This is a genomic window from Actinobaculum sp. 313 (assembly GCF_003073475.1).
In the GTDB taxonomy this organism is placed as follows: Bacteria; Actinomycetota; Actinomycetes; order Actinomycetales; family Actinomycetaceae; genus Asp313.
The window spans coordinates 220,334-246,250 of record NZ_CP029033.1 but is presented as its reverse complement, the minus strand read 5'-3'; the positions used below and the strand labels follow the sequence as shown (position 1 = coordinate 246,250).

Below are 25,917 nucleotides of genomic sequence, written 5' to 3'. Positions count from 1 at the left end.
GGGGGCTTGCCAGTGTTGACCCCGCGTGAGCGGGGATGATCCCCCATCGTGTCGGCGTGGGTCAGTGGCCAATCGAGTTGACCCCGCGTGAGCGGGGATGATCCTGTGCCCCATTCGACCGTGCGGCCCGTCCCGCCGTTGACCCCGCGTGAGCGGGGATGATCCGCCACGGTGTACTCATGGATACAACGCGGCCATGTTGACCCCGCGTGAGCGGGGATGATCCCAGCCCACGCCACCCGGCGATGCCGCCGGTCCAGTTGACCCCGCGTGAGCGGGGATGATCCCGGCCCTCGAAGCCGTCCCCAACCTCAAAAACCGTTGACCCCGCGTGAGCGGGGATGATCCTCAACTGTTTCACCGTCGCACTCGTAGGAGTAGGTTGACCCCGCGTGAGCGGGGATGATCCTTTCCGCTTCGCGGCGGCTTCCGTGTTCGCGGTTGTTGACCCCGCGTGAGCGGGGATGATCCTGGGCCGACAAACTCGGCTATGAGGGCATCGGAGTTGACCCCGCGTGAGCGGGGATGATCCCTACCCAGCGGGTTTTGCCCGCCCGGCATGATAGTTGACCCCGCGTGAGCGGGGATGATCCGCTGCCGCGCCATTTCCCGTTCGGCAGCCGGGTGTTGACCCCGCGTGAGCGGGGATGATCCTAATCCGGCTACCGCGCGCCACCTCGACACGCAGTTGACCCCGCGTGAGCGGGGATGATCCGGAAGGCCCGGTCGAATTGGACCGAATTCCCGGGTTGACCCCGCGTGAGCGGGGATGATCCCGAGAGAACACGCCTCACCGACTCCATCGTGGAGTTGACCCCGCGTGAGCGGGGATGATCCCAGCACGTCGGAGCCCGTATACACTCCCGACAAGTTGACCCCGCGTGAGCGGGGATGATCCTCGCGGCACCAAACGCGTCACTCGCCCAGGCGGGTTGACCCCGCGTGAGCGGGGATGATCCTGACACGCTGGCCGTGCTCAAGCGGACGGGGGCGTTGACCCCGCGTGAGCGGGGATGATCCGTACTTCGGAGCACCCATCACAGACTGGGAAGCGTTGACCCCGCGTGAGCGGGGATGATCCGTCTAACACGGTTGCTAATCCGCGCGCCTTCGGGTTGACCCCGCGTGAGCGGGGATGATCCGGCTACACACGTTATTTTCACGTATGGCAGTGCGTTGACCCCGCGTGAGCGGGGATGATCCCTCCACCTTCTCAGTCGCCGCCGCGCTCTCGCGGTTGACCCCGCGTGAGCGGGGATGATCCGGGTAGGCCAGATGGTAACGGGTTGATCTCGCGGTTGACCCCGCGTGAGCGGGGATGATCCGGGTAGGCCAGATGGTAACGGGTTGATCTCGCAGTTGACCCCGCGTGAGCGGGGATGATCCTTTTCGGCTCTGACGCTATCCGCTCCGCTAACAGTTGACCCCGCGTGAGCGGGGATGATCCGACAATCCGTCCTCGGCTGACGCGATCTATGCCGTTGACCCCGCGTGAGCGGGGATGATCCTTGGAGCGGTTTAGCATACTCCAGCCCCATCTAGTTGACCCCGCGTGAGCGGGGATGATCCGCCCGGCCATCGCGGTAGAGATCATCGGGATACGTTGACCCCGCGTGAGCGGGGATGATCCGGATTTCGTGGAGCAGGCCGAGGCCATGGGGATGTTGACCCCGCGTGAGCGGGGATGATCCGCCCGCCCGGTACGTCGGACGACCGACACGTTGGTTGACCCCGCGTGAGCGGGGATGATCCGCCCGCCCGGTACGTCGGACGACCGACACGTTGGTTGACCCCGCGTGAGCGGGGATGATCCCCCTCGCGTACCCTCACCAAGTCATCTAGCGGGTTGACCCCGCGTGAGCGGGGATGATCCTTAGCCCCGAGGTGGCGAGATCATGCGCGATCAGTTGACCCCGCGTGAGCGGGGATGATCCGCGCCAGCGGCGAGAAGGTCCGCAACATGCGACGTTGACCCCGCGTGAGCGGGGATGATCCGTCAAGCGAAGCCGCGCATAGTCAGCGTCTCCTGTTGACCCCGCGTGAGCGGGGATGATCCGTCCGCCCCCACATCAACCGCATCATCGGCCTCGTTGACCCCGCGTGAGCGGGGATGATCCGGAAGGGAGCGGCCTGTCATGATCCCAGCACAAGTTGACCCCGCGTGAGCGGGGATGATCCTAAGTTCCGGATGGGGGGATGGATGGTGGTGGACGTTGACCCCGCGTGAGCGGGGATGATCCTGTAGGCGACAATGTGACAGTCCCACGCGGCTGGTTGACCCCGCGTGAGCGGGGATGATCCTAGCCGATAGGAGGGCAACGTTGGCGCTCACGGGTTGACCCCGCGTGAGCGGGGATGATCCGGGCGGCTCCGGTGGTGACGTGGGGCGAGTATGAGTTGACCCCGCGTGAGCGGGGATGATCCTTTTCGGCTCTGACGCTATCCGCTCCGCTAACAGTTGACCCCGCGTGAGCGGGGATGATCCTCAGATTTCGCGCATGTTTGAGGCCTTGTCGCGGTTGACCCCGCGTGAGCGGGGATGATCCGGTCCGGGTCCACATGTCACCTTCTTTCGTCGAGTTGACCCCGCGTGAGCGGGGATGATCCCCGCCGTCGCCGCCAAGCGGTCCGATTCCGTGTGTTGACCCCGCGTGAGCGGGGATGATCCGTAGTCGGTTCGGTAGTATTGGGAGCCGGTGTGGTTGACCCCGCGTGAGCGGGGATGATCCGTTCACGGGCGAACGCTGTGAAACTGGTTCGTCGTTGACCCCGCGTGAGCGCGGATGATCCGTGCGAGTATGCGATGTATTCGCTGGCATCGACGTTGACCCCGCGTGAGCGGGGATGATCCGACCTTCCGGCTGTTCTTGCCGGAGCAGTCCGAGTTGACCCCGCGTGAGCGGGGATGATCCTTAGTCATCGTGCGCAAGGCCGCATCGGTCAACGTTGACCCCGCGTGAGCGGGGATGATCCCTACCCCGCCACTTTCCGTTCGGCAGCCGGGTTGTTGACCCCGCGTGAGCGGGGATGATCCGGTTCTGGCCGGGTTCGACCGTGACCTCGTTCTGTTGACCCCGCGTGAGCGGGGATGATCCTATGCCGCTCCAACGCTGCCACATACGCCTGCTGTTGACCCCGCGTGAGCGGGGATGATCCGGGGAATTTCGGCGGGTACGATCCGGGGAATATGTTGACCCCGCGTGAGCGGGGATGATCCGCACAGATCGCGGCCCTGGCGGACCTGTACGCCGTTGACCCCGCGTGAGCGGGGATGATCCTTTTCGGCTCTGACGCTATCCGCTCCGCTAACAGTTGACCCCGCGTGAGCGGGGATGATCCTTCCTCCCAGGATCCGGCTAGGTTGTCCATCCGGTTGACCCCGCGTGAGCGGGGATGATCCCGAGTCCGGGTATGCGTCGCAAGTCGCGGAGACGTTGACCCCGCGTGAGCGGGGATGATCCGGACCCGAAGGCGCGGGAGAAGTGGCGGGCATCGTTGACCCCGCGTGAGCGGGGATGATCCGCCGACATGGCCACGATTGAGGGGAGCTGGCGGGTTGACCCCGCGTGAGCGGGGATGATCCTCCTCGGGCGTGATCACGCGATCCTCCCTTCGTGTTGACCCCGCGTGAGCGGGGATGATCCGATCAACGGCGAACAGGGCGCCTTCCTCGTGCAGTTGACCCCGCGTGAGCGGGGATGATCCTATCGTCGCGGCGTAGCGCGGCGATCTCTCCGGCGTTGACCCCGCGTGAGCGGGGATGATCCGACGTCGCCGACATCGCCGCCACCGGCGACTTGGTTGACCCCGCGTGAGCGGGGATGATCCGACGGTGACATGGCGAAGGGCGCCGGTATTGCCGTTGACCCCGCGTGAGCGGGGATGATCCGTACGTGTCCAATATTCCACTGTTTAGCGCGACGTTGACCCCGCGTGAGCGGGGATGATCCAGTTGCCTGGTTTTTCCGAGCCCGGGGTCGTCTGGTTGACCCCGCGTGAGCGGGGATGATCCAAAACAATGACACGCACACGCAACCGCCAATCCGTTGACCCCGCGTGAGCGGGGATGATCCCGCGCGATACCCACGCGGCGCGCCTGGCGGAAGGTTGACCCCGCGTGAGCGGGGATGATCCGCGGAGCACGCCATCTGTCTGCTCACCCGTCGCGTTGACCCCGCGTGAGCGGGGATGATCCGATCGGCCCGCGCTTGAGCTACAGCATCCGCGAGTTGACCCCGCGTGAGCGGGGATGATCCTCCTGGATACGGCGAGGCCGACTCAAACCCATCGTTGACCCCGCGTGAGCGGGGATGATCCGTCCAGATCGTTCATACGACCCCGGTCGGTCAAGTTGACCCCGCGTGAGCGGGGATGATCCTTGTACAGGTGACGGCGACAACGGATGATCAGAGTTGACCCCGCATGAGCGGGGATGATCCCGCCCCAGAAGGAGTTGCACGGCGATAATGTCAGTTGACCCCGCGTGAGCGAGGATGATCCCGGGGCCTCGGTGAGTGCGCGCAGGATCGTGTTGACCCCACATGACCGAGCACGAACTGGGGCCGCGCAAGCGGCTACGATCTCGCCGGCTACGACCTCGCCGACGGCACGCACGCGCCACCGCCGGATTCCACGCCGGTAGTACCATGGACCACATGGAGCCTTCTTCGTCCGCCGTAACCACGCAGCAACGGTGGCAGATGCGAGTCCTTCCCACCCTCAGGGGCACGATCCTTGATCTCGGTGCGGGCACCGGAGTTTCCGCATCAATGCTGCATCCAAGCGTCCACTGGCTGGCACTTGAGCCCTCTCCCGGACGCCGATTGGCGGCCGCAGTTAATTCCAGACCTGATTCTCAGCTGCTGTCAGCACGCGCAGAGCAGATACCACTGGAAGACGCCAGCGTTGATGCAGCTATCTGTTCCACCGTTCTGTGTTCGGTTGCGGACCCGGCGGCCACTCTGGGCGAAACCATCAGAGTGCTACGACCCGGGGGCGTGCTGGTGTTCTACGAACACGTGGTTGCCGCTCCCGGCTCGAAAGCTCGTCGCGTTCAGACAATGGCACGCCCATTCACCCGACGCTTCGGTCATGGGTGCGACCCGTGCCGCGACACTGCGGACACGATTAACCGCGCCGGCTTCTCCAGTGTACAGCTGCAGACAACACAAATCAGCGGCCTGTTCGGTCCGCTCGCACCGGTCATCCACGGGCACGCAGAACGCTGAGCAGGTACTTTGCCCACTTGGCATCCGCCCAGTAATATTCATGCGTTCGAGGCACCACACGAGCCGCTACTCCCAAAACACGGATCACACCACCCGCTACTCGCAAAACCCGAAGGAACCCAGCATGGAAAACCTGCACGAGTTCACCGAACGCATCAACTCATTCCAAACTGATTCGGTCCCCGACGAGCCAACATTCGGCCTCCCTCCATCCCTGGCGGAGAAGATTGCTCCACAAACCGGCATGCTACAGCCGTTCCACGGCGATACGGTTGCCTACTTCCTCGACGACGACGCACAAAAACTCATTGGCTCGCTCGCGAAAGACCTTCATACCCACTTCGGAGAGTCTCTCTCGGTTCCGCTACCGGTGGAGATGGCGCATGTGACTCTCCACGATCTTCACGCTTCCCCGAACCGGGAACTGGTATGGCCGTCGATGCAGAGCGGCCTTGCAATCGCAACAGAACTCGTCGCCCGAGCACGCGCAATCGGCCCCATCCGCACAAGGTGTACCGCCGTATTCAATTTGGTGAACACGAGCGTCGTCGTCGGAATCACGGCCGACGACGAGGCCGAGCATCGCAAACTGCTGCAGGCCCGAGCGCTATTCGAGGAGATCGTTCCTTCCGAGCGGTTCACGCCCCATATCACCCTCGCTTACTACCGGCCTCACACGCTCACTCCATTGCAGCCGCGCGAGTTCCGCAAAGCGCTCGGCAGGATGACCGAGCTCGTCTCGGGCAAACCTATTGTGCTGACCCCCGAGCGCCTGCACCTCTTGCACTTCGACTCAATGGGCAATTACTGGGCCGTCCAGCCTTCGATTCCATAACCACGCCCACGCACGATACGACTCCTTCCTGTATGCAGCCGTCTAACCCTCGGCTCCATAACCGCGCCGATGTTTGCGCGCACACCCGAAGGCCGTGCGACGGGCCACCCCTTCACCGACCAACCCGGAAAACACTGTGCTTGGGAGGAGCGAAACTTGCGAACTTAGTCGCTGACAGTGCAGCAATCTTCGTCCTGATGGATACGGTAGTCGCACACCGCAGAAATCGCGGTTTCGTGGTCGCCTGAAGGCATCTTCGCTGCGGAACGCTCCGAAGTTCTGAGCGCTTCCCCGTTCAGACAGCGCCTCCGTAACACGGTGGCGCCTCCGCCTATCACAGCAAGGATATGATTATGCGACGTTTCTTCGTTTGGGATGTAGGCGCCCGAGCCGGAAAGGTGGAACGAGACGTCATTCCCCAGACTCCCGAACTCGTCGCGGACGAAGTTGAGAATGACCTGCTCTTTCCCCCTCTTTTCACCGAGGGACCACGTTTCGCCATGGGAGTTCAACCCCTGCCGGAGGGAATCGAACGTCTTGCAGATCTGCCCGACGACGACCCCGAGCAACACCGGTACATGCAGGCTGTCGGCTCCGAGCTGGCCATGACCATTGAGACTCGCGTTCCCGACCCCGCTTGCGGCTACATCCACTACGTGTTGGCACGCGAACCAGTCGTCGATCCGGACCGCTGGGTCCTCTTCTCCTGGGACAACGGTTCCGAGGACCTCATCACCGTGCAGCTCCACCCGGAAGAAATCTTCACTGGGCAGTAGGCCGTACCCGTCTTCCGCAACTACATCCTCACCGGCGAGATTCCTCCCCGAACCTCCTGCGCCGCATCGACGTCTGAGCGACGACGCCGTCGGCCGGTCCCGAGCGCTAGAACGCCGTGCCAATCGTTGGCCGGAAGCTCTTAGGCTTACCACGACGCAGTTCAATGCCCAGCCGCCACGCCTCAAGCGCAGTGCACACCTGCTCGCTCCAGTGTTCTTTCCCCCTCAATCTGTCCAGCTTTCGGACGGGGATCCCGGAGTGCAGGCTGTATATTCTTGTCCACACCCATGGCTGTTCCTCCTTTCGGTCGCTTATGGCGCATACATGCCACCATTGAAAAGAATCTCCCTGCTACGTCCACAACATGATTCCGTACGCCACTCCGGCTGCAATGGACGCCATGCAGGTCATGGCTACGCTGCCTTTCAAAAATCCCTTAAAGTGGAACCGGTAGTTCTTGTTACCCGTATAGCCTTCCGTTCCGGGAAGCAGGAAGTACTTGCATGCGAGAGCGCAGATCAAGAACCAGTCAACGACGACTAGATCAACAACGTTCCACACCATGCAGATAACCCACACGCGGATAAACATGGGAAGAAATCCCTGCCCCACGTCCCTAATTCCGGAGACACCGAAGAAAACCAACAGGGCGAATGTCAGCGAAAGACTCAAAGTCGCAAACAACATACCGGTTCGCTTCTGTCGGCTCGACGGCGGCTTGATATTCGCTACTTTTCGCACATCTTCGGGATAGTCATGTTCCATGGTGAAGGGAAAACGTCGGACGGATATCGATACTAGTACCATCCACAACGCCGACCAGAGCGCAGACTCTGCGAACAAAAACTCTAGAGCCATTCAGCTTCTCCTCATCCGACTGAGTTCTTGCACAAGCGATGCCTCCCATGCGTCAAGTAGTCATAACAACTCCAGCCGCGGACATCACTGCGCGACCGAGAATAAGGCCCGGACTCACCCGTGTGCAGCCGAACATAGAGTAAACGGATAGCTGCTGCACTCCTTCTGCCTGACAGCCTCTGCACCGTCCCGACCCACCGGGTGTCCTACACTGCCCACTATTGCTGCTCATACTCGTTCATCACGTCGGCTGCGGTCTTCAAGTCCGCGCCGGTACGCTCCCGGTAAGCCTTGATCGCCCACACCTTCATTCCCGCCCTGATCAGCGCCACCTCATCCGTACTCGGTGGAGGCATGGTCTCCCGCACTGAAAGCACTGGGTTTTGGGCGACGCCGTCGTCTGGCGCAATCGGCGTCTCTCCCGTTTCCACTCCGTCAATTGCATCCTTCGCGGCACGTAGGCCGACGCCCGTACGCCCACGATAGCTCCTGATCGCATCGACCTTATTTCCACGCGCAACGAGTGCGGCTTCAAAGGGCAGAACCGGGGCGGGGTGCGTCGCCTGATCACGTGGGTCGGTGACGTGCGAGCCACCGGCCTGCACCATGGCATCCGCCGCAGTAGTACTGTTCCGAACAGACCGTGCGCGCGAGTCCTCGCCCCAAGCCCGCCTGCCGTCGTCGCTCCACGCGCTGCCTGGCCGCGTCCGCTCGGCCGACTTCCCCCGCCCAAATAACCTTGCGAACGCACCATGTCTCCTATTCACACAGTTAACCGTATCAATATGAACACCGCTCACCGTATCAATGCACTCAGCATGCCGTTCCCGTGGCGGGCCTGCCAATCGCCTGCTAGGGTGTGCACATGCGATCTCACCCTCTCGAGGAGAGCACATCACCTCCCCCGTCGTCTTTACCACCTGCATCGCAGTCGTCATGTTCAGGATGCGCAGACACCCAAGTCCACATCTACAACCCGGAGCCATAACGATGAAAACCAGAACGATGAGACCCAAGGTGTTGCGCAACCTCGACCGTCATGCATTGCATCTGACTGTCGGGAGTGTATGCATAATCATCGCCATTACGTTGGCGATCGCGGCGCGCACAGAACCAATCGTTGGCCCTTCCAGCGCGGCTGCGGCGTCTGACCTTATAACGCGGTTCCTTTTACTATCCATTGCATGGCTCATTGCAGGATCAGCTCTTTGCCGCAAGTTCTCCTGGCATAGAATCGGCGTCGCCATCACCATTGTCGGCCCCGTGTTGGCAGCGCTGGCCTGTCTATGGTGGTGGGGCACCACGCTCAATCACATGACCATTGCTCCAACTTCCCTGCTGTGGAGTGCCGTTGCGCTGCTCGCCGCTGCAATCGGCGTCGGAGCGGCATTGACAACTCCCCCGATACTGACTACACCAGCAGTAAAGGCAGGGCGTCGCTAATCGGAACCGTCAGTTGTATCGGAGTAACCGCATTGCTCATCTCTCTCCCACCCACTCACCTCCCTGGAGATCTAAGCACAACGGGTGTGGTGGCAGAGCAGCCACTGCCGCAAAGAGAGCTCAGTGAGGATACGGAACTTCTTTGGTGTCGCGCATTTGAGCGCCGCTCCTGGATGCTCAATTCAGACTCCGGTCCGACTATCGTCACACGGACGACAGCCCAACTGCTCGATCCCGCCACAGGTCAAACGGTCTGGACATACACACGTCGCTCTGACTCATCCCAACAGCTCATTACCAGTGCCGAAGTTCGAGACTCAGGTTCGACAGTCGCTTTAGAGTACGAGGTTTCCAGCAGCGCCTACCGTTATCCAGAGACCGTTCTCCTGGACGCAGAGACAGGTGAAACGCTTGGCTGGGAACACGCGGAACTGCTTAGCAATGGTTCCGGTGGACGTGAGCCAGATGCTGGGCTCACTTGGGTGAATCCCATGTATCCGCACGGAAACAAAATGGATGATGCATCAGCCTTTGATGTGATCTTTGATGCCGATGGCAATAGCTTCACCATTGTGTTAGACGCGAGGATTCTGCCCCAAGACACCTATTTGATCGAGAAGAGACTGTACGACGCCGGTAGCATGTACCTTCTGGAGGTCCTGCCTGCTTCGTCTGCGGACACCAAACTCGTATGCGGGCTCTATTAACCCCACCATACGACGACGCACTGTGCTAGAGTTCACGCATGGAATCTCACCCTCTCGAGGATGGCGCACCTGCCCAACCCGACGACGACGCGGCTGCCGCGCAGGTGGCCGGCTCAGGTCACGAACCCGACTCACAGCACGAACCCGACTCACCCCACGAGCCTGACTCGCAGCACGAGACAGGCGATCAACCCGAGCACGGTCACGCTTCGAAACATGGCCCGCACACAGAGAGCAAGGCGCCTTCCAAACGCAGCACTCTTCTCCATGGGCGCCGTCTCCTTGCGGCAGCTATTGCCTGCGCCCTGATCATCGCCGTCGGTGCCGTGGCCCTCATCCACCTACGCACCAGCGAACCGGAGCTTCTTGGAGAGGTATCCACCGATCGACTCCCCGGCGTGAGCGCACGGCTTGTTGATGACCAGTGGGATGTAGTTGCCCCGGATGATTGGGAAGTACTAGCACCTGACGAGCTCTCCGACTCGTATACGTATAACGTCGTTACATCCGTGGGTCCCGCATTCGTCTTAGCGGAGTACTTTTGGGACTCTGAGGAAAAGCAATGGGATTCGACCGAGCGCATCGTGCAGTTTGATACCGACGGCGATGTCGTGTGGAACCGGACGCTGGGCAATACTGTTGCGGACTATTACTCGACGAGTCACAACGCCGTATACCGCGCCAATCGCACCCGAGTCACCGGTCCTCTTCAGTCCGACGGCGAACATCTCGTGTTGCGATCCCGCTATATCCGCCATGACGACGGCACGGCAAGCACACCCGTCGTCGTTCTGGAGGCGAGGAGCGGACGAACCGTGTTAGAAACCGAGGTTGACGGCGCCGCAGTAGCAATGGTCCTGCTCGACGACGCCGTCGCCGTTCAGACTATCGACGGAACCACGGCACGCGCAGGCGGAACGATCACCGTCCTTCCTTTCAGAGGCGGCAATATCTCCAGTTGGCACAGCGACGAATGGCTGGCCGGCAGCACCGGCGAAACCCTGATTCTCACGGACGTCTTCGGCCTCGTGGAGAGTGACTCTATTACCACCGAGACATCGTTATGGCCCAACGGAACGGCCTCCGCCCACACCGTCTACCCCGATGGTTCAGACGCCCTCGGACCTTGGCAAGATGTGGCCAAGGTCGGCTCGGATGGCCTGCTGACAATTGGATACGTCAAAGACCAGCAAACCATTGTTGACGCCCGCACCGGGCAGGTAGCAGCGCAGCAGGAGGAAGCACAGTGAAGGACCTCGACCGCCCTACGCTACACCGGGCAGTGACAGTGACGTGCGCACTGATCGCTATCGCGCTCGCATTCGCCGCCCGACAGGAAAACTTGGTCGGCCCGTCTGTTGTGGCCATGCGGCACGGGCCGATGTCTTGGATCGTCCTTCTTGTCATCCTGTGGTTCCCGATAGCTTGGTTCTGCATTATCAGTGATTTTCCACGTGTAGGTATCGTTGCAGTTCCCGGCTTAGGTGTGGCTACTTTCGCGTGCGGGTGGTTGTGGACCGCAACTCTCATCCGCGAGACCATTGGCCCCAAAGCTATTCTGTGGACCACCGTGGCACTGTTGGCACTCACAGTGGCAACGGCTGCTGCTCTGACTGCACCGGCACCGACGAAGGACAACGGCAAACGTCGACTCTCCGCCGTGGTCGGCGTCGCCGTCTCGGTAGTGGTAACTGCCGCACTGCTCACTCTGCCGCCTACCTACCTTCCCGGAAAGCTGACGACAAGCGGCGTAACGGCAGGCAATCCCCCGGCACCAAAAGAACTCAGCGAAAACACGGAGGCAATCTGGGTACACGAGATACCGGAGCCTTACGTAACCGTGCTTGCTACACATGCCGGCCCCGTGGTGGTAACTGCACAGACTGCCCAGCTTCTCGATCCCACCAGTGGTGAAGCGGTGTGGACGTACACGCGCGGATTGAGCATTCAAGTAGCGGCGACCGTCACTACTTCAAAAGCTGCGGAACAGAACTCCGCCGTCGCCCTGCGATTCGAGGTCAGCCCTTCCTCCGATCGGTATCCCTCTTACTATCAGACGGTGCTGCTAGACGCGGCGACGGGTGAAACGCTTGAGTGGCAGGACGAGTTTCCAGCCCCGTCCCCTCTCTACGGCCGCTACGTGGTTGAGACAACTACCCAACAGATGCCGTATTCCTCAGCCATTGAGGTACGGTTCGATTCTGATGGCGATGGCTACGCCCGCTCCGATGGAGATGACAATAGTTTCATCGTACCGCTGGAGGAAACGTATCTCTCCGGGGACCCAATGATCAGTGGCACGGTGTACGACGTCGAGGGCATGCACCTCCTTCTCGTCAAACTAGAGGGCGGCGCATCACAGTTCGCCGCCCCGTCCAACGAGCACACCCTTATCTTCGGCTTGCACTGATACTGAGTCATGCCGCCATGTGTGGAGAAGTGGGAGCGGGTAGGATTCAAACACATCAATCAGCCCACCACACGGCAGAAGGCACAAGCGTGAAATGCCCTGAACGCCGCACGGTACGGACTACTCTTGCCTCGGTGTGCGCGTTGCTTGCCGTCGTGTTTGCAATCGCCGCACGTATGGAACGGTTCGCCGGGCCATCCGCCAGCACCGCAACACACGCCACGATCACCAAGATCCTTCTGTTCACCATCGCCTGGCTGGCAATCGGATATCGGCTGTACCGCCGCCTGCCATGGCCCCGGCTGGCCCTTGCCGTGACTGTTGCAGGCCCGGCGGTTGCCTCGCTGGCCTGCCTGTGGTGGTGGGCCAGCATTCTTATCCGCACAACAGTCGGGCCTACCGCCATACTTTGGACCTCCATGGCACTGCTGGCAGCCGCGGTGGCGGCGGGCACCGCATTGAGTGCATTGACCACTACGGAAACCGAAAGTAGCCGCTGGTTCGCTGTTGGACTCGGCATCGTGGTACCGATCGCCCTCGCTGCCGCCTTCCTGGCCCTGCCGCCGACGCACCTGCCCGGACACCTCACAACATCCGGGGGCGTCGGTGCTGGGCCTGACAAAAGGGATCTGAGCGAACAGACCGAAGTTGTCTGGGTTCGTACCATGCCCGAGCGTGTCTCTCGGGTTCTTGCCACGGACTCCGGTCCGGTTGTGGTGACATCAAATACGGCGCAGCTACTTGATCCTGCAAGCGGAGAAACCGTCTGGTCTTACTCTCGGGGCTCAGCGGACTCCCCGATACAGATGTGGGGAGCAAGCGTTACGAATCAAGGCAGTACGGTTGCGCTGAATTTCGTCGTTCGCACCAGTTATCACGAGCGCTTCGACGTGTACACGCAGACCGTTCTCCTAGATGCCGCGACGGGCAACACGCTTGGCTGGCAGGATGAGAGACTGCCCAGCGATCCCGTGTACAACTACCTCGCCGACACATACGTACGGCAGGCTGAGGAGTCCCCCACCATCGAGGTGCCCTTCAACGCTGCGGGCGACAGGTTTACCGTGCTGATCGACGACACGTGCCTGCCTGCGCATCCCGCCATCCACGGCGGTGTGTACGACGCGGGCAGCATGTACGTCCTAGATGTCACGCTCAGCACGACGGATTCCGCGGAGACGGCCAACCACTGTGACGGGCATACACTGCTCTACGGTTTGCACTGACGCGATCCGACGCTTCGTAACACTCGGCCTACCAGTCACAGCCCTCCGCCTACTGCTCACAGCACTCCGCATACCGGCTCGCACGCATTGCTGCCGAGTGTTGTCGGGGCAGAGGGAAGTTCTCTCTCACCGTCATTTTCATTAGCCATACCGGCACTACTCAGGTTGTACCCCAAGAATTCTCGCGTGCATTAACAACTCTTGGTATGGTGTGAGCCATGGAACCTCACACCGACGAGCCCGACTCACCCTCGGAGCCCACCCAAACCAAAAATACCTCCCGACACGAACGCATCCCTTCCAGACTGGTCCTTGTGGTAATCGCCTTCGTCTTCTCCGCCATCCTGGCACGTGGTGTCAGTGTCATGGCCGGAGCACTTAGTGATGACCGTGTATCGGAATTGCTCGGTGAGGTCTCGACTGAGCCCCTTCCCGAAGTCAGCGCATACGTTGATGAGGATCGGGAGGAATGGCGAGTCTCAACACCCCGTGGAGTCGCGGCCAAAGGCCCAAGCGGCCACACCATTCTGACTACGGCTGGTCCCGCATCCATACTGGAGCAAAGGCTCTACGACACGGACTACAGCACGCCTGATCGTATTGTGCAGTTCAACTCCGACGGGGAACCTCTGTGGAGCCGGACCATCAACGTCCCCGTGTACGGTTTCCATGACCCCGCATATAAGTCTGCTGTCTCGTATTCCACTATAAATGGCTCGTTGCAGGCGGAGGGCCGCTACCTTGCTATACACACCGATTGCACCAATTGGCTGGATGGCACGAAAAGCACCCCCATTGTCGTCCTAGATGTGAAAACCGGAAAGTCAGTGCTAGAAACAAAGGTCAGCGGGGCCGTGTTCTCGATGGTCCTACTCGACGACGCGGTGGTCGTCCAAACAACCGACGGTACCTCGGCGAAGGCCAGTGGAACGGTCACTGTTCTACCTTTTGACGGCGGAGAAACCATCAGCTGGGAAAGCGATGAATGGCTTGTCAGCAAGGCCGGTAACGACCTCGTCCTCTCCAGCATCTACCCAACAGAGTACATGTATGACTCCCGTACCGGCCTTATCGACTTCTGGCTGTACAGTGAGACCGTCTTGGTACGCACCGTACACTCGGACGGATCAGATGCTCGCGGCCCCTGGCGCGACGTCGTCTCGATCGACGCCGACGGAGAACTCACCACTTTCAGTATCGACGGAGAAAGGGCAATCATTGACGCCCGCACCGGGCAGCGGGAGGTAGAACAATGAGAGTAATCGACCCGCGCGCCTTTCGTTTCACTCTCGCGCTCGCGGGTGCCGTGACGGCACTCGCGTTGGCAGTTGGCGCCGGCATTGAGCGATTCGTCGGGCCTTCTGCCCTAGCCGTCCACGAGGCACCGATCGACACAATTGCACTCCTCGCATTAGCGTGGTTGACTGTCGGATCGTTGCTGCGCCGGTACATGCCCCGGAGCAAGTTCGCCATCGCCATAACCGTGGCCGGTCCGCTGCTGGCGGCCGTGGCATGCCTGTTGTGGTGGCGGCATGTCTTAATCACTGACACCATCGGACCCACCTCCATACTGTGGATGGCAGCAGCGCTAGTGGCCGCCGCCGTCGCCGCCGGTGCCGCCCCTGCCCCTGCCCGCGCCAAAGAATTCAGAGGCGACTGGAGGCACAGCTGGCCTTCCGTCGCGATGGCTCTTGCGATCCCCGTCGCACTGGCAGCTACGCTTTTTCTCACGTCTCCGCAGATCTATCTACCGGGGCATTTGACAACCACAGGTGTCACACCCGGTCAGGCACCGCAGCAGCGAGAACTCAGCGAGGACACCGAGGTCCTCTGGGTGCGCGAAATACTCGACGATGGACTTGCGACGATCTTCCCCACCGAATTAGGTCCGGTCATTGTGACCAGGACTCAAGCGCAATTGCTTGACCCCGCCACTGGAGAAACGGCCTGGTCCTACAGCCGCGGCGCTAAAAACTCACCTATTCCTATACAAGGAGCAGCGATCACAACCGGCGAAAACCCAGCACTGGAACTGGAGTTCGACGTTCATCCGACTGACAGCAGCGCCTATTACTCGCAGGTCGTTCGCCTTGACCCAACAAGCGGTCAGACACTGGGCTGGCAGGACGAGTACTCGGCCAATCTGGGTAGCCCAGCTCAGATGCCGTCTAGTTCTTTCTGTTGGCAGATCGACGTACAGTGGGAGCCGTCTCCGGAACTCCAGACAGAGGTGGGGCGGATACATGATGTTTCTTTTACCTTAACCGTGCCGATCGACAAAGCCTATCTCTCCGGAACTCCCCACCCTCATTGCCATGCTTATGACACCGGCGACATGTACCTTATGGTCGTTGAACTCAACGGAGCACCTCGAGGTCCCCTGAAATGGGGGCATAAGTTGATCTACGCCCTGCACTGACGCGATCCGACGCTTCGTAGCATGCCGCACACCGGTCACAGCATGCCACCTACCGGTCACAGTACTCCGCATACCGGCTCGCACGCATTGCTGCCGAGTGTTGTCGGGTAGCGGGACGGCGCTTGCCGTCGTGCCATTAGCGATCCCGGCACGACTCAGGTCGTATCCCGAGAACTCTCGCGTGCATTAACAGCTTTTGGTATGATCTGCGCCATGGAACCGCACACCGACGAGCCTAACTCACCCTCGGCAGCAGCCCGCGACACGTCCCCGGAACCCATGCAGGATTCCCCCTCATCGGAAGCGGTCGACGACACCTCTTCCACGGCCACCCAGACGGCCAGCCAGCACACGTCCTTATCACCCAATCAGGATTCTTCTCCGCCGCCCAGCTTGAAAGAACGCCCTCGGGGCAAACACATCCCGCCCAAGCACATTCTTCCGAGACTTGCCTTCGCCTTTTCCATCATTCTGGTGCTTGGCGTTCACGCCCTCGCCGACGCCGTCAGCAAGGACCGTATATCGGAATTACTCGGCGATGTCTCCACTAAACCTCTTCCCGAAGTCAGCGCATACATTGACCAAGACGGCGGGTGGGAGGTATCAACACCCCGCGGAATCTACAATGCCTTCGCGGGAGCCTGGGGCACCTATGATTCGGCTATTCTCACTGCGGCGGGTCTTCTGGTCATTCTTGAAGAAGGATCCGCCGACGACATGCCTGATCGTATTGTGCAGTTTGACTCCAACGGGGAGTTCCTCTGGAGCCGCACGATTAACGTCCCCGTATTCACCCCCGACTACCGTAAGTCTGTCTCGTATTCGCAGATCAATGGATCGGTCCAGGCCACGGGCGATTACCTGGTCCTGCACACCGCTTGCACACGCAAGCTGGACGGCACGATGAGTACTCCGGTTGTTGTTCTGGAGGCTGCAACCGGTGAAACGGTGCTAGAAACAAAGGTCAGCGGGGCCGTGGTTTCCATGGTCCTACTCAGCGATGCGGTGGTCGTTCAAACCACTGACGGCACAACTCCTCTGCCCGGGGGAACCATCACCATCCTCCCCTTCGATGGCAGCGAGGCCACAAGCTGGGAAACCGACGAATGGCTCGCCAGTACAGCCGGTGACGACCTCATCCTGTCCGATTTCTATTCTGACGACTACAACTTCGTTAACGATAAGCTCGACCTCCACCGCGCGCACGGTAGCGCGTCGGTACGGACGGTTCACCGGGATGGATCAGATGCTCGCGGCCCCTGGCATAATGTCACCTGGATCGGCGCCGATGGAACGCTCACCATTGGGAATGCGCCTGGCGAGCGCACGATCATTGATGCTCGTACCGGACAGCAGGAGGCAGAACAATGAGAATCTTCGACCGTCGCACATTCTGCAGCACGCTTGCACTCACGAGCACGCTGCTCGCTATCGTCTTGGCAGTTGCCGCACGCACCGAGAAATACGTCGGGCCCTCCGCCGTCGCCGTCCGTCATTCCCCAATCGCCACCATCGTGCTTCTCGCATTGGCATGGCTAATTGTTGGATGGAGACTCTGCAAGTACACGCGGAAACGCAACCTCAGCATCGCCATCACCGTCGCGGGTCCGCTTATGGCAGCGGCCATATGCCTATGGTGGTGGAGGCGTACCCTCATCACTGACACCATCGGCCCCACCTCTATGCTCTGGATGGCCGCAGCGCTGGTAGCCGCCGCCGTCGCCGCCGGTGCGGCACTGAGCATAAAACGCACCGCAGGCAAAAGAGGTATTCGCTCGCTTTCCGCCGGGCTCGCCCTTCTGATCCCCGCTGCCCTAGCAGCTCCGCTTTTCCTCACCTCTCCACCAACATATCTACCGGGGCATTTGACAACCACCGGCGCCACACCCGGTCAGGCGCCGCAGCAGCGAGAGCTCGGCGAAGACACCGAGGTCCTCTGGGTCCGCGAAGGACTCGATCAACCTTACTATGGTTTTTTTAATACCGATGCCGGGCCTGTGTTGATCACAAGAGCCGAGGCGCAGTTACTTGACCCCGCCACCGGAGAAACGATCTGGTCCTACTCTCGCGGCCCAAAGCAATCACCAGTCCCCATTGCAAGCGCGGCGACCACCAGCGGCGATAACCCGACACTTGAACTGACGTATTACGTCCAGGCTACCGACGACGGCCGCGCCTATTACTCGCAGGTCGTCGTGCTTGACCCAGCGACCGGCAAAACGCTGCGGTGGCAAGACGCTTACTCGGCCAATACGGATGATGTCGTCGCCCGCGAGCCGGACTTCTATGTAAAGGCGCGATGGGGCCCCTCATCAAGGCTCGATATACGAGGGAACCGCTGGGAAATGCAGGAGGACGGGACGTACGAGTCTTCCGAGTACACCTTCACTTTGCCGATCAGTACAGCATATCTTTCCAGTGATCCCCACGTTTACGGCCGCCTTTACGACACGGGAGAAATGTACCTTCTAGTCATTGAACTCAACGGCCCATCCCAGGCCTCTACGGGAGAGCCATATACACTGATCTACGCCCTGCACTGACGTGGATTGTGCGGACCATTCAGCACCACAGGAGGGAGTGGCCTTCTCGTTCGCTTAAACGACGGCCGAGCGAACATTCCAGCACCAAAGGCGAGAGTATCTTCAGTCTCCGCTGCCATAGCGGATCGAGCTTGCCTAGAACGCCAGTTCTACCGGTAATCCCGCCAACGTCTCACGAATAGTCTGCGGCTGTATATCTCCTTGCCGCAGAATCGTTAGCCTTCCGTTATCCACTTTCACGATGGTCGAGGACGCCGTCGTGCCCTGCTTTCCGCCTTCCAGAATCAGATCAACTGCATCACCGATCTGATCGTGCGCCATCGCCACATCTACCAGAACGCCGCTGGCCTGACCAGATAGGTTCGCCGATGTCATCGCCACCGGTCTACCGATGAAATCAAGCAGACGCTGCACGGTTGGATTGGACAGCACGCCGAGGGCGACCGTGCTCCCTCCACACACAATGAAGTCAGGGACTCGTTGTGGATCGCGCGGCAGCACAATATTCAGAGGACCGGGCCACAAGGAGCCTGCCAACGCCTGCACAATCGGCCGATCAACGTCGGGAACTTCCGTGTACGTCGGCCAGTCGCCCGGAGCTCGCATGAATAGCGTCAGCGGCGACGTCGCCGGACGACGTTTGATCGCGAAGGCCCTGCGAACGGCGGCCTCATTCCAGGCGTCCCGAGTCAATGCCATATTCGTATCCGACGGCGCCACAATCACACCGCCCGCGAGCACAATCTCCGCAGCGCGCTGGATATTCCGATCGGTGGCAGCAAGCACCTTGGCGCGGTCATCTCGCCTCGTAGAAGTCATGCGCATCTCCTTTCTGATCGCCAGGCGCGCTTAGGCCCCGATCCACTCTTTGTATCGGCATGAGAAAAACGCATGGACCCTTCGCGCACTTCTGCCGTGTTACCCAGTTGCGCGCAATGTAACACGCTGCGTGTTTCTTATACCCCGCGTATCGAAACGCACGCCTATGCATCTCATATCCTGCGCTCGTCGCGGCAACAATCTCACGTGCTTGCGCACCGTACTTCCGTCGCCCCTAGAATATCCGCACGCTCACCTCCCTTACCTGGCCATCCAACCATCCTCGCTACCCGCCCCTTCACACTCCCACCTTCACCGCCTTCTCTCTCGACTCACCCCAATACGCATGCCCACACTCTGAGACGGTGCACACAAACTGTTTCGCACCGATCCTAAAGCACTGTACGCTGTCATGTGTTCCCGCAGATATGCGAGGAATCCGCGACCGCACCGGTGCAGTATCGGCCGACGATACCCCGCGTGTAGAAGCACATTACTTCTTCGGCACACAAATGGAAGGGTCCCTCAATGCAGAGCGCTACGAAACCTCGTCGTCGAATCGTGCCCGCAACCTTGCTCACGCTTGTCCTCACATGTCTCGGCGCCTTCGGTATATCCACCGGCGCACAGGCGGCTACTATCACGATCACGGAGGTGCGGATAACGCCCGAAGACCCCGCCGGGCCCTCCGTCGGCTCATACGTGACAACCGAGGTCGATTGGCAGATCGCAAATCCCCAGCCGCGCGATAGCTTCCAACTGAGTCTGCCCAACGGCTTTCTCTGGCAGGCCGCACCTTTCTTTGATTTAGCGACGGACGACGGCGAAGTTGTCGCGAGCTGCTACACGGCGGACGCCATGTTGTATTGCCACCTTCTAGAGGGCGTCCAAGCCTACGAGTCCATGACTGGCACCATTCAAGCGCGAGCACTGATACTCCGAAGCGCCGTCGGAGAATCACAGTTCACCGGCGCCGCAACCGGGGTGCCGTACACCGTTGAGTTCAGCACGCCAGTAGCGTATGAGCCAGCCCCGCGCCGTACAGAAAAAGTTGGATGGCTCGAGCGCATCACCGGCGATGACTACAACCTCTTCCGCGCGAATTGGAACATTGACATGACCGGCAGCACCGAATACGTCGTCGGCGATTCGGGCGTGCTATTCCTCGGCGCGATCCGATGCACATCAGCTGACGCCTGGGGAGTGGCGGACTATTACCCCGCCCCAACTAACCAGTCCGACAACACCGTTTCTTTCGCTTCTGAGAGCCCTGACGATGTGTGCCGTGTCTACGTCCAAACAACGGGTGGCCCAACCCAGACCAACACCGCCACCATTAACGGTGTGCCCTACGAGACAACGCTTGTATTCGACCCAACCGGTTCCGGCACCGTACGAACCGTCGTTGCTTCAACCCCTGAACCAACGCCCGCGCCAAGCTCGCAGCAACCATCCGAAGACCCCGTGACATCTGCGGCGGCGCCCAGCCCTTCGGAGACTGCCGCCGCGGCCACACAGACCGCTACCGCGAAGGCTGCTCGCACGACCACGCTGGCACATACCGGTTTTAACCCGATTCCACTTCTGCTTGCGATGGCGGCGGTTCTGTGTGGAACGCTGCTCGTCGCGGTTGCACGCCGTAAGTCGCACACGGAATAGACCCATACGCGAGCGTGAGCTCGTGTGGAAGAGTCTTGCCCGAACATGAGGGAAGAGGGGTGGCATCGCACAGGGCGGACTATGCGATGCCACCCGTCTGGACCGTAACGTGTGGGAAGAGGATGCAACAGAGATCCCGTTGGTCTTGTCCCATCGTTCTCTCGGGCATACAATTGGCGACATCATGGTAATCCGGTAACCAATGGAGGGCGGCATGAACAGAGGTGACGTCAAGGAACAGCGGATTTCACCGTGGAAAGAGGTCAGGTCATCACCTTTGTGTGCGTTCTTTTGCTGGCGCGAATCCTGGCTGGCCTGACGTACATTGAAGGCGCCCTCTTCTCCGCCAAGTCCTGGCTCACACCGCACAACTGGCTCGGGCCGCTCGTTACCGCACTGGTCACAGAGTATGCGCACTTCTACTGGCTCCGGCATCGCGATTGAAGTAGCGAGGGTCGACGCCGTGCCCTTGTTGCTGCTGATACTGCCGTAGTGCGTCAGGATCAACGCTGACCGGCCGTAAAAGGTACAGAAACCTTCGAGAGGCACTGTGGACCCCTGCCGCGCCCTCGTTGCAGGGCCCTTTTGGGGTACCCCTCCTAGGGTCCCTTCCAGTCCCTCCTGGGTTTCCCGCATCATCGCCATGAAACACCGGCGTTACGCCGTAAAACCTTGGTGCCCCGCCGGTTTCGCGGCGGGGCACCATTCGCTTTGCGGAAGGTAAGGGATTCGAACCCTTGGTGCGGGGTCACCGCACAACGGTTTTCAAGACCGTCACATTCGGCCGCTCTGTCAACCTTCCTTCATGCCTATGACGGCATAGCCATCTTAGTCTACCCGCCGTCGCAGCGTGAAGCCACGCCGCCTTTCTCACGTACGAACAGGCGGCTCGTACGAGTCGGCGCGCGATGAGCTGGCAGGTATGCCTTCCGCACCCGCGAACAGACCATCCTCTCCCGCACGGTTGCCACCACCAAAGGCGTGCACTTGCGCACTCTTCCCACGCACGTGCACATATCGCAACACAAGGACCTCCAGCAGAGGAACCACCATAATCGCTGCCATACCCGGCAACACGATGCCGGAGTCATTCAAGCACAGCGCCAAAGCCATGCACACGGCGACCGACACCAGGGAATCCCGCAGGGCCGGCACACGCTCCGACAGAGCTAGGTCGAAGCCCCTTACTCCCGTGCTCGTTGACTTGTCCGCAGGTGCCCCGCCCGCAGCGTCCACAGATACCCCGCGCACCGCATCCACCTTGTCCACTGACGTGACCCGCTCTACGGCCCCGACGGTCTGCGCCGTCGAGCCCATCGGCTCCGCCTCGGAAGTCTGGTCGGCACGCGCAACGCGCTGCACCGGACCGAGCCAACCCCACATGTTCACGCACCAGTTGCGCGCACCATTCCACCACGCCGGACGCCACTTCTGATCGATTGCTTTGCCATCCACGCCTAAGGCTGGACGCCGTCGCAACGTTTGGAACAGCGCCAGGAACAGCAGAAGCAATGCGGTCAACACCACCCAGCGGTGAGTCGAGGCGAACAATAGGCGGATGTTTGTCGCCAGCTTCCGCGAAATCACGTCGGTTAGTTCACCGTCGATAATGAACTGGACGAAGCGACCCAGATGCGTGCGTGACTCGGCCGGCCGCAACCAGTCCACGATCGCCAAAGCAGCCGCAATACCGCCGGTAACCACGACAATGCCAAGAACGCGCCCCACCGAAATCCGCGTCTGCGCTATAAGGAGCACAAGAACAATGAGTGCGGGCAGGAAGGATAGCACTCCCCCGAAATCGGCACCGAGGCTCGGCAGAGCATCAATCGCCGCAACGACAAGACCAATTGCACCCACGGTCAGCACCGCTGCCCACTTGCCGCGGAAAACTCCGACACCGCGATCTCGAATCCATGTGCCCAAGAAGGCGAGGCCAATCAACGTGCCCGCTGCAATCAGCGCATATGCCTCATTTCCGACGCCATAAAAACGCGCCGCCGTCAACAGATTAAAACCAATCGGCGAATCGGCCATCACACGCGAACCGAGAGCGGCATCCACTGTCAGCGACGCCGCAGTCACCCCCGCTATCACTACAAGTGGGGCCGGTAGCCACAAGCGTTGAAAGTTCAGTGCAATCACACCGATCCCGCCGGCCAATAGCCAGCTGCCACCCACAAGCGCCAGTTCTGCAGAGTCGGTATTCCACCAATGCAGCATGTCAACGATGAAACTCGCCAACGGAACCGCCGCAACGGTCAGCCCAGCAAGCATCCACGCTTCCCTTAGCCACCGGAAACGTAGCGTACGCCGATACACCGGCGCCGCGAGCAACACAAGCGATGCCAGGAAATACACGATGGCCGCCGTCGTCAACCAATGAACGAACCGGCCGCGCCAGGTACGAATCTTGCCCGAATGCAAGGCTTGATCATCTAGTTCACTCAATCGATCCGTGTAACACGCCTGATCGGGTGAACATGGCACCGCTACCGGATTCACGGTACTCATTGGCGTGCCACTGGCAATATTGTGGTCCGTTATTCCCAGCCAACTCAGAATGGTCGGGTCGAGATCTGCCAACTGGACGACACCGTCCTGCCGCACCGACTCGCTCCATCCAAGCCCGGGCACCAGCGCCATGTCATCGGTGCCGCTCGCCTCGGCTGACGGCACATCCGCCGCCACTAGGAGCTGCATGTAACTGGTGGTATCAATATCAACCACCGATGCCACCAGCACCCGTGTTCCTGCAGGAAGATCGCGCAGGATTGCCTCGACACGCCGCGTGTTAATCGCCGAGTAGATCCTTCGTTGCGGCGTTAACGTCGAACCATCCACTACATCCGGCGGATTCTCGGAACCTCCCTCGGTGGTATCAGGATCCTGCCCCGCAGCTCGGCGTTGCTCGATTTCCAGGAAATCCGCGATACGTGCAGCTTGGCGCTCGTCGTCGGAGGCGTAACTCTCCGCGTCGGCGTCAACGATAGTGAGGTCGTACTGGGACGCACTGCTGGAAACCAGCGCCGCCAACTCCATGTTCGACGTCGGCGCCACCTGATAGTTTCTCGGCGCCGTGCCGTCCGGGTTCGCCAATACGAATGCCGCGCCCGTTCCAATGGGTTGAGTGCTCACACCCTCCTCGGCCAAAATCGCCCCAAATGTCCCCAATGAGCCTTCCGAAGATGTAGCAGCCAGAGCGTCTTCGTACGCTTCCCAACTTTGGATGGGGAAGCCCCGGAACACGGTCGGACGCGGGCAGGTCGCTCGCGTTGCAAGCGCGCGCGGCGAAATCTGCCGCCCGGCGGACATGGCCAGCCACGAATCAACCGGGCACGCCGCCCCGCGAGTGGCAAGCGGAACAAGATTGGACATAATACCCGACGCCGCGTAGGCGGAGAGTTCCGGCGTAAGATCGCCATCGAGCTGATCCCATCGCAAACCACCGGTGAGGATCACGACGACGTGCTGCCTTTCCAGCGTCACGGCCTCCACGCCTTGCGCCTTCGCACTCTCCACGCCTTGCGCCTTCAAATCCTCGACACCTGCGGGTACTTCCGGAACCGACGTCCCGTCCCCGCCCGCAGCGGCCTTAGAGGAGGGTAGCGCTGCGATCTCAGCTCTGGTTACCGCTGCCGTAGAAAGAGGCGAACCTGCCCGCGTAGCTTCAGCACCCGGTGCCGACAAACCGTCAAATCCAGTCGCTCCCGTCAGGCACACGCAGAGGAGGAGCAGAAGGTTGAGGTATCGAGCACGCATACGGTACGCCGGGTGATGCCTCATACGTTCCTCCTCGGGATTGCGTCCAGTATATTCGGGCCACCGGGACGACTCGCGCGCAGCGAAACCGCCATTGTCGGCTGGTAGCAGCCATCTCCAGCCCGGCACTGATCCCTTAGCGTACGCCGACACGCTCTGCCTACAACTGCCGACTGGAACCGATCACCTCCACTCATGCCCCGCAACCACCGGATCAGTCCAGCAACAGCTCGAGCACATCGGCAAGTCCATCATTGTCCACATCGCGGGTCTGAGCGTTTGCCGCCTGAACAACACTATCCGCAGCACCACCCATGGCCACACCGACCCCGGCCCATGTCAACATGTCGATATCGTTACCGCCGTCACCCACCGCGAGAGTTGCCTGCAGGTCTACACCGAGTCGACTTCGAATCTCCTCGAGTGCCGACGCCTTCGATACCCCTCCTGGCGAGATGTCCAACCACGCGGTCCAGCCGATGGCGTACTCCACACCGCTGAGATCGGCTTCCTCAATGACTGCCGTCATTTCGGCCGGAGACATATCGGGCGCGCGAACCGTGAGACGAGTCGCCGTGGGAACCTGTTCTAATTCCGCGCGGGACATCACATAACTCGGACCTGTCAATTCTCCGGGCGGGAACTCTCCCGTGACCAGCCGCGCCCCGTCGAGTTGTTCCAACGCGATAAGCGCATCGGGAAGCAGTTCGCCAATTAACCGCACCTGGCGGCGTGGGTCGAAGGTGTGAGCCGCCAGCAGCGTATATTGCTCGGCAGGCACACCCGGCAGCGCGACCGCACCGAGCGATGGCACCTCCACTTCTCGCACGAGAGACACCGGCTCCCCCGAATCCGGCAGCAGCGAGCGCTCGCCCACCCCCACGGTAATTGCACCGTTTGAGCAGACGGCAACACCGCGGCTGATCTGCAATTGTTCCAGCACGAGGTTTGTCGCATGAATCCCACGGCCCGTAGCCAAGGTGATATGCGTGCCCGCCTCCAAATGGGCACAGATGGCCCCGGCAACTCGCTCCGACAAACTGGTGTCGTAGCGCAGTATCGTCCCGTCAATATCAAGGGCAACGAAGAGATCCGGTCCGGCACTCGGTAGCTCTGCCATCGCTGTGACCAGCTCCTTTTCCGGCTCCATCGCATAGCCGGCGTGGCCATACGTCCTCCGGTTATCGGCAGGCGTGCAGTCGTAGGCGTCGTCGGTGAGCGGAAGTGCCAC

Annotated in this window: 20 protein-coding genes, 1 tRNA gene and 1 CRISPR repeat array (1 of these 22 running past the window's edge); of the genes, 14 read left to right on the top strand and 7 right to left on the bottom strand. The window is 60.7% G+C overall.

The features are described 5' to 3' along the window. A CRISPR array of direct repeats spans nucleotides 1-4,558; the repeat unit is 28 nt; unit sequence GTTGACCCCGCGTGAGCGGGGATGATCC (it extends 657 nt beyond the left edge of the window). 97 nt (nucleotides 4,559-4,655) lie between these two features. From DDD63_RS01035 to DDD63_RS01025, 3 genes are all read left to right on the top strand, one after another. After that, on the top strand, nucleotides 4,656-5,228 hold the full coding sequence (locus tag DDD63_RS01035; RefSeq protein WP_164505395.1) for a class I SAM-dependent methyltransferase: 573 nt from the start codon (nucleotides 4,656-4,658) through the stop codon (nucleotides 5,226-5,228). Nucleotides 5,229-5,352: 124 nt separating this feature from the next. Then, nucleotides 5,353-6,063: a hypothetical protein gene (locus DDD63_RS01030; protein WP_108714815.1), complete on the top strand. Its 711-nt coding sequence runs from the start codon at nucleotides 5,353-5,355 to the stop codon at nucleotides 6,061-6,063. Between the two features lie 353 nt (nucleotides 6,064-6,416). Further along, nucleotides 6,417-6,839, top strand: coding sequence for an NTP pyrophosphohydrolase (locus DDD63_RS01025; RefSeq protein ID WP_240611311.1), 423 nt, complete (start codon nucleotides 6,417-6,419; stop codon nucleotides 6,837-6,839). 352 nt (nucleotides 6,840-7,191) lie between these two features. Here DDD63_RS01025 and DDD63_RS01015 read toward each other — a convergent pair whose 3' ends face one another. Then, nucleotides 7,192-7,698 (bottom strand): hypothetical protein, encoded by a 507-nt coding sequence (locus DDD63_RS01015; protein ID WP_108714813.1) that lies wholly within the window; start codon nucleotides 7,696-7,698, stop codon nucleotides 7,192-7,194. Between the two features lie 218 nt (nucleotides 7,699-7,916). Beyond that, entirely contained in the window at nucleotides 7,917-8,465 is a 549-nt protein-coding gene (locus DDD63_RS01010) for a hypothetical protein (protein WP_125482391.1), read from the bottom strand. Between the two features lie 238 nt (nucleotides 8,466-8,703). Between DDD63_RS01010 and DDD63_RS01005 the strand changes: the two genes are divergently transcribed. The 7 genes from DDD63_RS01005 to DDD63_RS00975 all read left to right on the top strand — a co-directional run bounded on the left by DDD63_RS01005 (nucleotide 8,704) and on the right by DDD63_RS00975 (nucleotide 15,903). Beyond that, nucleotides 8,704-9,141, top strand: coding sequence for a hypothetical protein (locus tag DDD63_RS01005; protein WP_125482390.1), 438 nt, complete (start codon nucleotides 8,704-8,706; stop codon nucleotides 9,139-9,141). Nucleotides 9,142-9,230: 89 nt separating this feature from the next. Then, nucleotides 9,231-9,848, top strand: coding sequence for a hypothetical protein (locus tag DDD63_RS01000; RefSeq protein ID WP_125482389.1), 618 nt, complete (start codon nucleotides 9,231-9,233; stop codon nucleotides 9,846-9,848). Nucleotides 9,849-9,886: 38 nt separating this feature from the next. Continuing rightward, nucleotides 9,887-11,098 carry a hypothetical protein gene (locus DDD63_RS00995; protein ID WP_108714809.1) on the top strand — a complete coding sequence of 404 codons (1,212 nt, stop codon included), beginning with the start codon at nucleotides 9,887-9,889 and terminating at the stop codon, nucleotides 11,096-11,098. Next, nucleotides 11,095-12,258: a hypothetical protein gene (locus DDD63_RS00990; protein WP_108714808.1), complete on the top strand. Its 1,164-nt coding sequence runs from the start codon at nucleotides 11,095-11,097 to the stop codon at nucleotides 12,256-12,258. The genes DDD63_RS00995 and DDD63_RS00990 overlap by 4 nt, the downstream gene beginning before the upstream one ends. Nucleotides 12,259-12,347: 89 nt before the next feature. After that, the gene (locus tag DDD63_RS00985; protein WP_108714807.1) at nucleotides 12,348-13,484 is read left to right on the top strand and encodes a hypothetical protein; all 1,137 of its coding nucleotides are present in this window, start codon (nucleotides 12,348-12,350) and stop codon (nucleotides 13,482-13,484) included. A 314-nt stretch (nucleotides 13,485-13,798) separates the two neighbouring features. Then, nucleotides 13,799-14,740 (top strand): hypothetical protein, encoded by a 942-nt coding sequence (locus DDD63_RS00980; RefSeq protein ID WP_125482388.1) that lies wholly within the window; start codon nucleotides 13,799-13,801, stop codon nucleotides 14,738-14,740. Then, a complete protein-coding gene (locus DDD63_RS00975) occupies nucleotides 14,737-15,903 on the top strand; it encodes a hypothetical protein (RefSeq protein WP_108714805.1) in 1,167 nt (388 codons plus the stop codon). The genes DDD63_RS00980 and DDD63_RS00975 overlap by 4 nt, the downstream gene beginning before the upstream one ends. 155 nt (nucleotides 15,904-16,058) lie before the next feature. Here DDD63_RS00975 and DDD63_RS11940 read toward each other — a convergent pair whose 3' ends face one another. Beyond that, entirely contained in the window at nucleotides 16,059-16,271 is a 213-nt protein-coding gene (locus DDD63_RS11940) for a hypothetical protein (protein WP_125482387.1), read from the bottom strand. 25 nt (nucleotides 16,272-16,296) lie between these two features. Here DDD63_RS11940 and DDD63_RS00970 point away from each other — a divergent pair, with 25 nt between their 5' ends. Beyond that, entirely contained in the window at nucleotides 16,297-17,274 is a 978-nt protein-coding gene (locus tag DDD63_RS00970) for a hypothetical protein (protein WP_125482386.1), read from the top strand. After that, nucleotides 17,271-18,446: a PQQ-binding-like beta-propeller repeat protein gene (locus DDD63_RS00965; RefSeq protein WP_108714803.1), complete on the top strand. Its 1,176-nt coding sequence runs from the start codon at nucleotides 17,271-17,273 to the stop codon at nucleotides 18,444-18,446. The genes DDD63_RS00970 and DDD63_RS00965 overlap by 4 nt, the downstream gene beginning before the upstream one ends. 135 nt (nucleotides 18,447-18,581) lie before the next feature. Here the strand turns inward: DDD63_RS00965 and DDD63_RS00960 are convergent, their stop codons facing one another. After that, complete coding sequence (locus tag DDD63_RS00960; protein WP_108714802.1) at nucleotides 18,582-19,265, bottom strand: L-threonylcarbamoyladenylate synthase; 684 nt, start codon at nucleotides 19,263-19,265, stop codon at nucleotides 18,582-18,584. A 528-nt stretch (nucleotides 19,266-19,793) separates the two neighbouring features. Between DDD63_RS00960 and DDD63_RS00955 the strand changes: the two genes are divergently transcribed. Together DDD63_RS00955 and DDD63_RS00950 are read left to right on the top strand one after the other, a co-directional pair. Further along, on the top strand, nucleotides 19,794-20,924 hold the full coding sequence (locus DDD63_RS00955; protein ID WP_108714801.1) for a hypothetical protein: 1,131 nt from the start codon (nucleotides 19,794-19,796) through the stop codon (nucleotides 20,922-20,924). A 252-nt stretch (nucleotides 20,925-21,176) separates the two neighbouring features. Continuing rightward, nucleotides 21,177-21,368: a hypothetical protein gene (locus tag DDD63_RS00950; protein ID WP_108714800.1), complete on the top strand. Its 192-nt coding sequence runs from the start codon at nucleotides 21,177-21,179 to the stop codon at nucleotides 21,366-21,368. 270 nt (nucleotides 21,369-21,638) lie between these two features. On the opposite strand, the gene DDD63_RS00945 is transcribed toward DDD63_RS00950, so the two are convergent. From DDD63_RS00945 to DDD63_RS00935, 3 genes are all read right to left on the bottom strand, one after another. Next, nucleotides 21,639-21,726 (bottom strand) — tRNA-Ser (locus tag DDD63_RS00945). Between the two features lie 68 nt (nucleotides 21,727-21,794). Further along, the gene (locus DDD63_RS00940; protein WP_108714799.1) at nucleotides 21,795-24,710 is read right to left on the bottom strand and encodes a DMT family transporter; all 2,916 of its coding nucleotides are present in this window, start codon (nucleotides 24,708-24,710) and stop codon (nucleotides 21,795-21,797) included. Nucleotides 24,711-24,900: 190 nt separating this feature from the next. Beyond that, complete coding sequence (locus DDD63_RS00935; protein ID WP_240611310.1) at nucleotides 24,901-25,917, bottom strand: HAD family hydrolase; 1,017 nt, start codon at nucleotides 25,915-25,917, stop codon at nucleotides 24,901-24,903.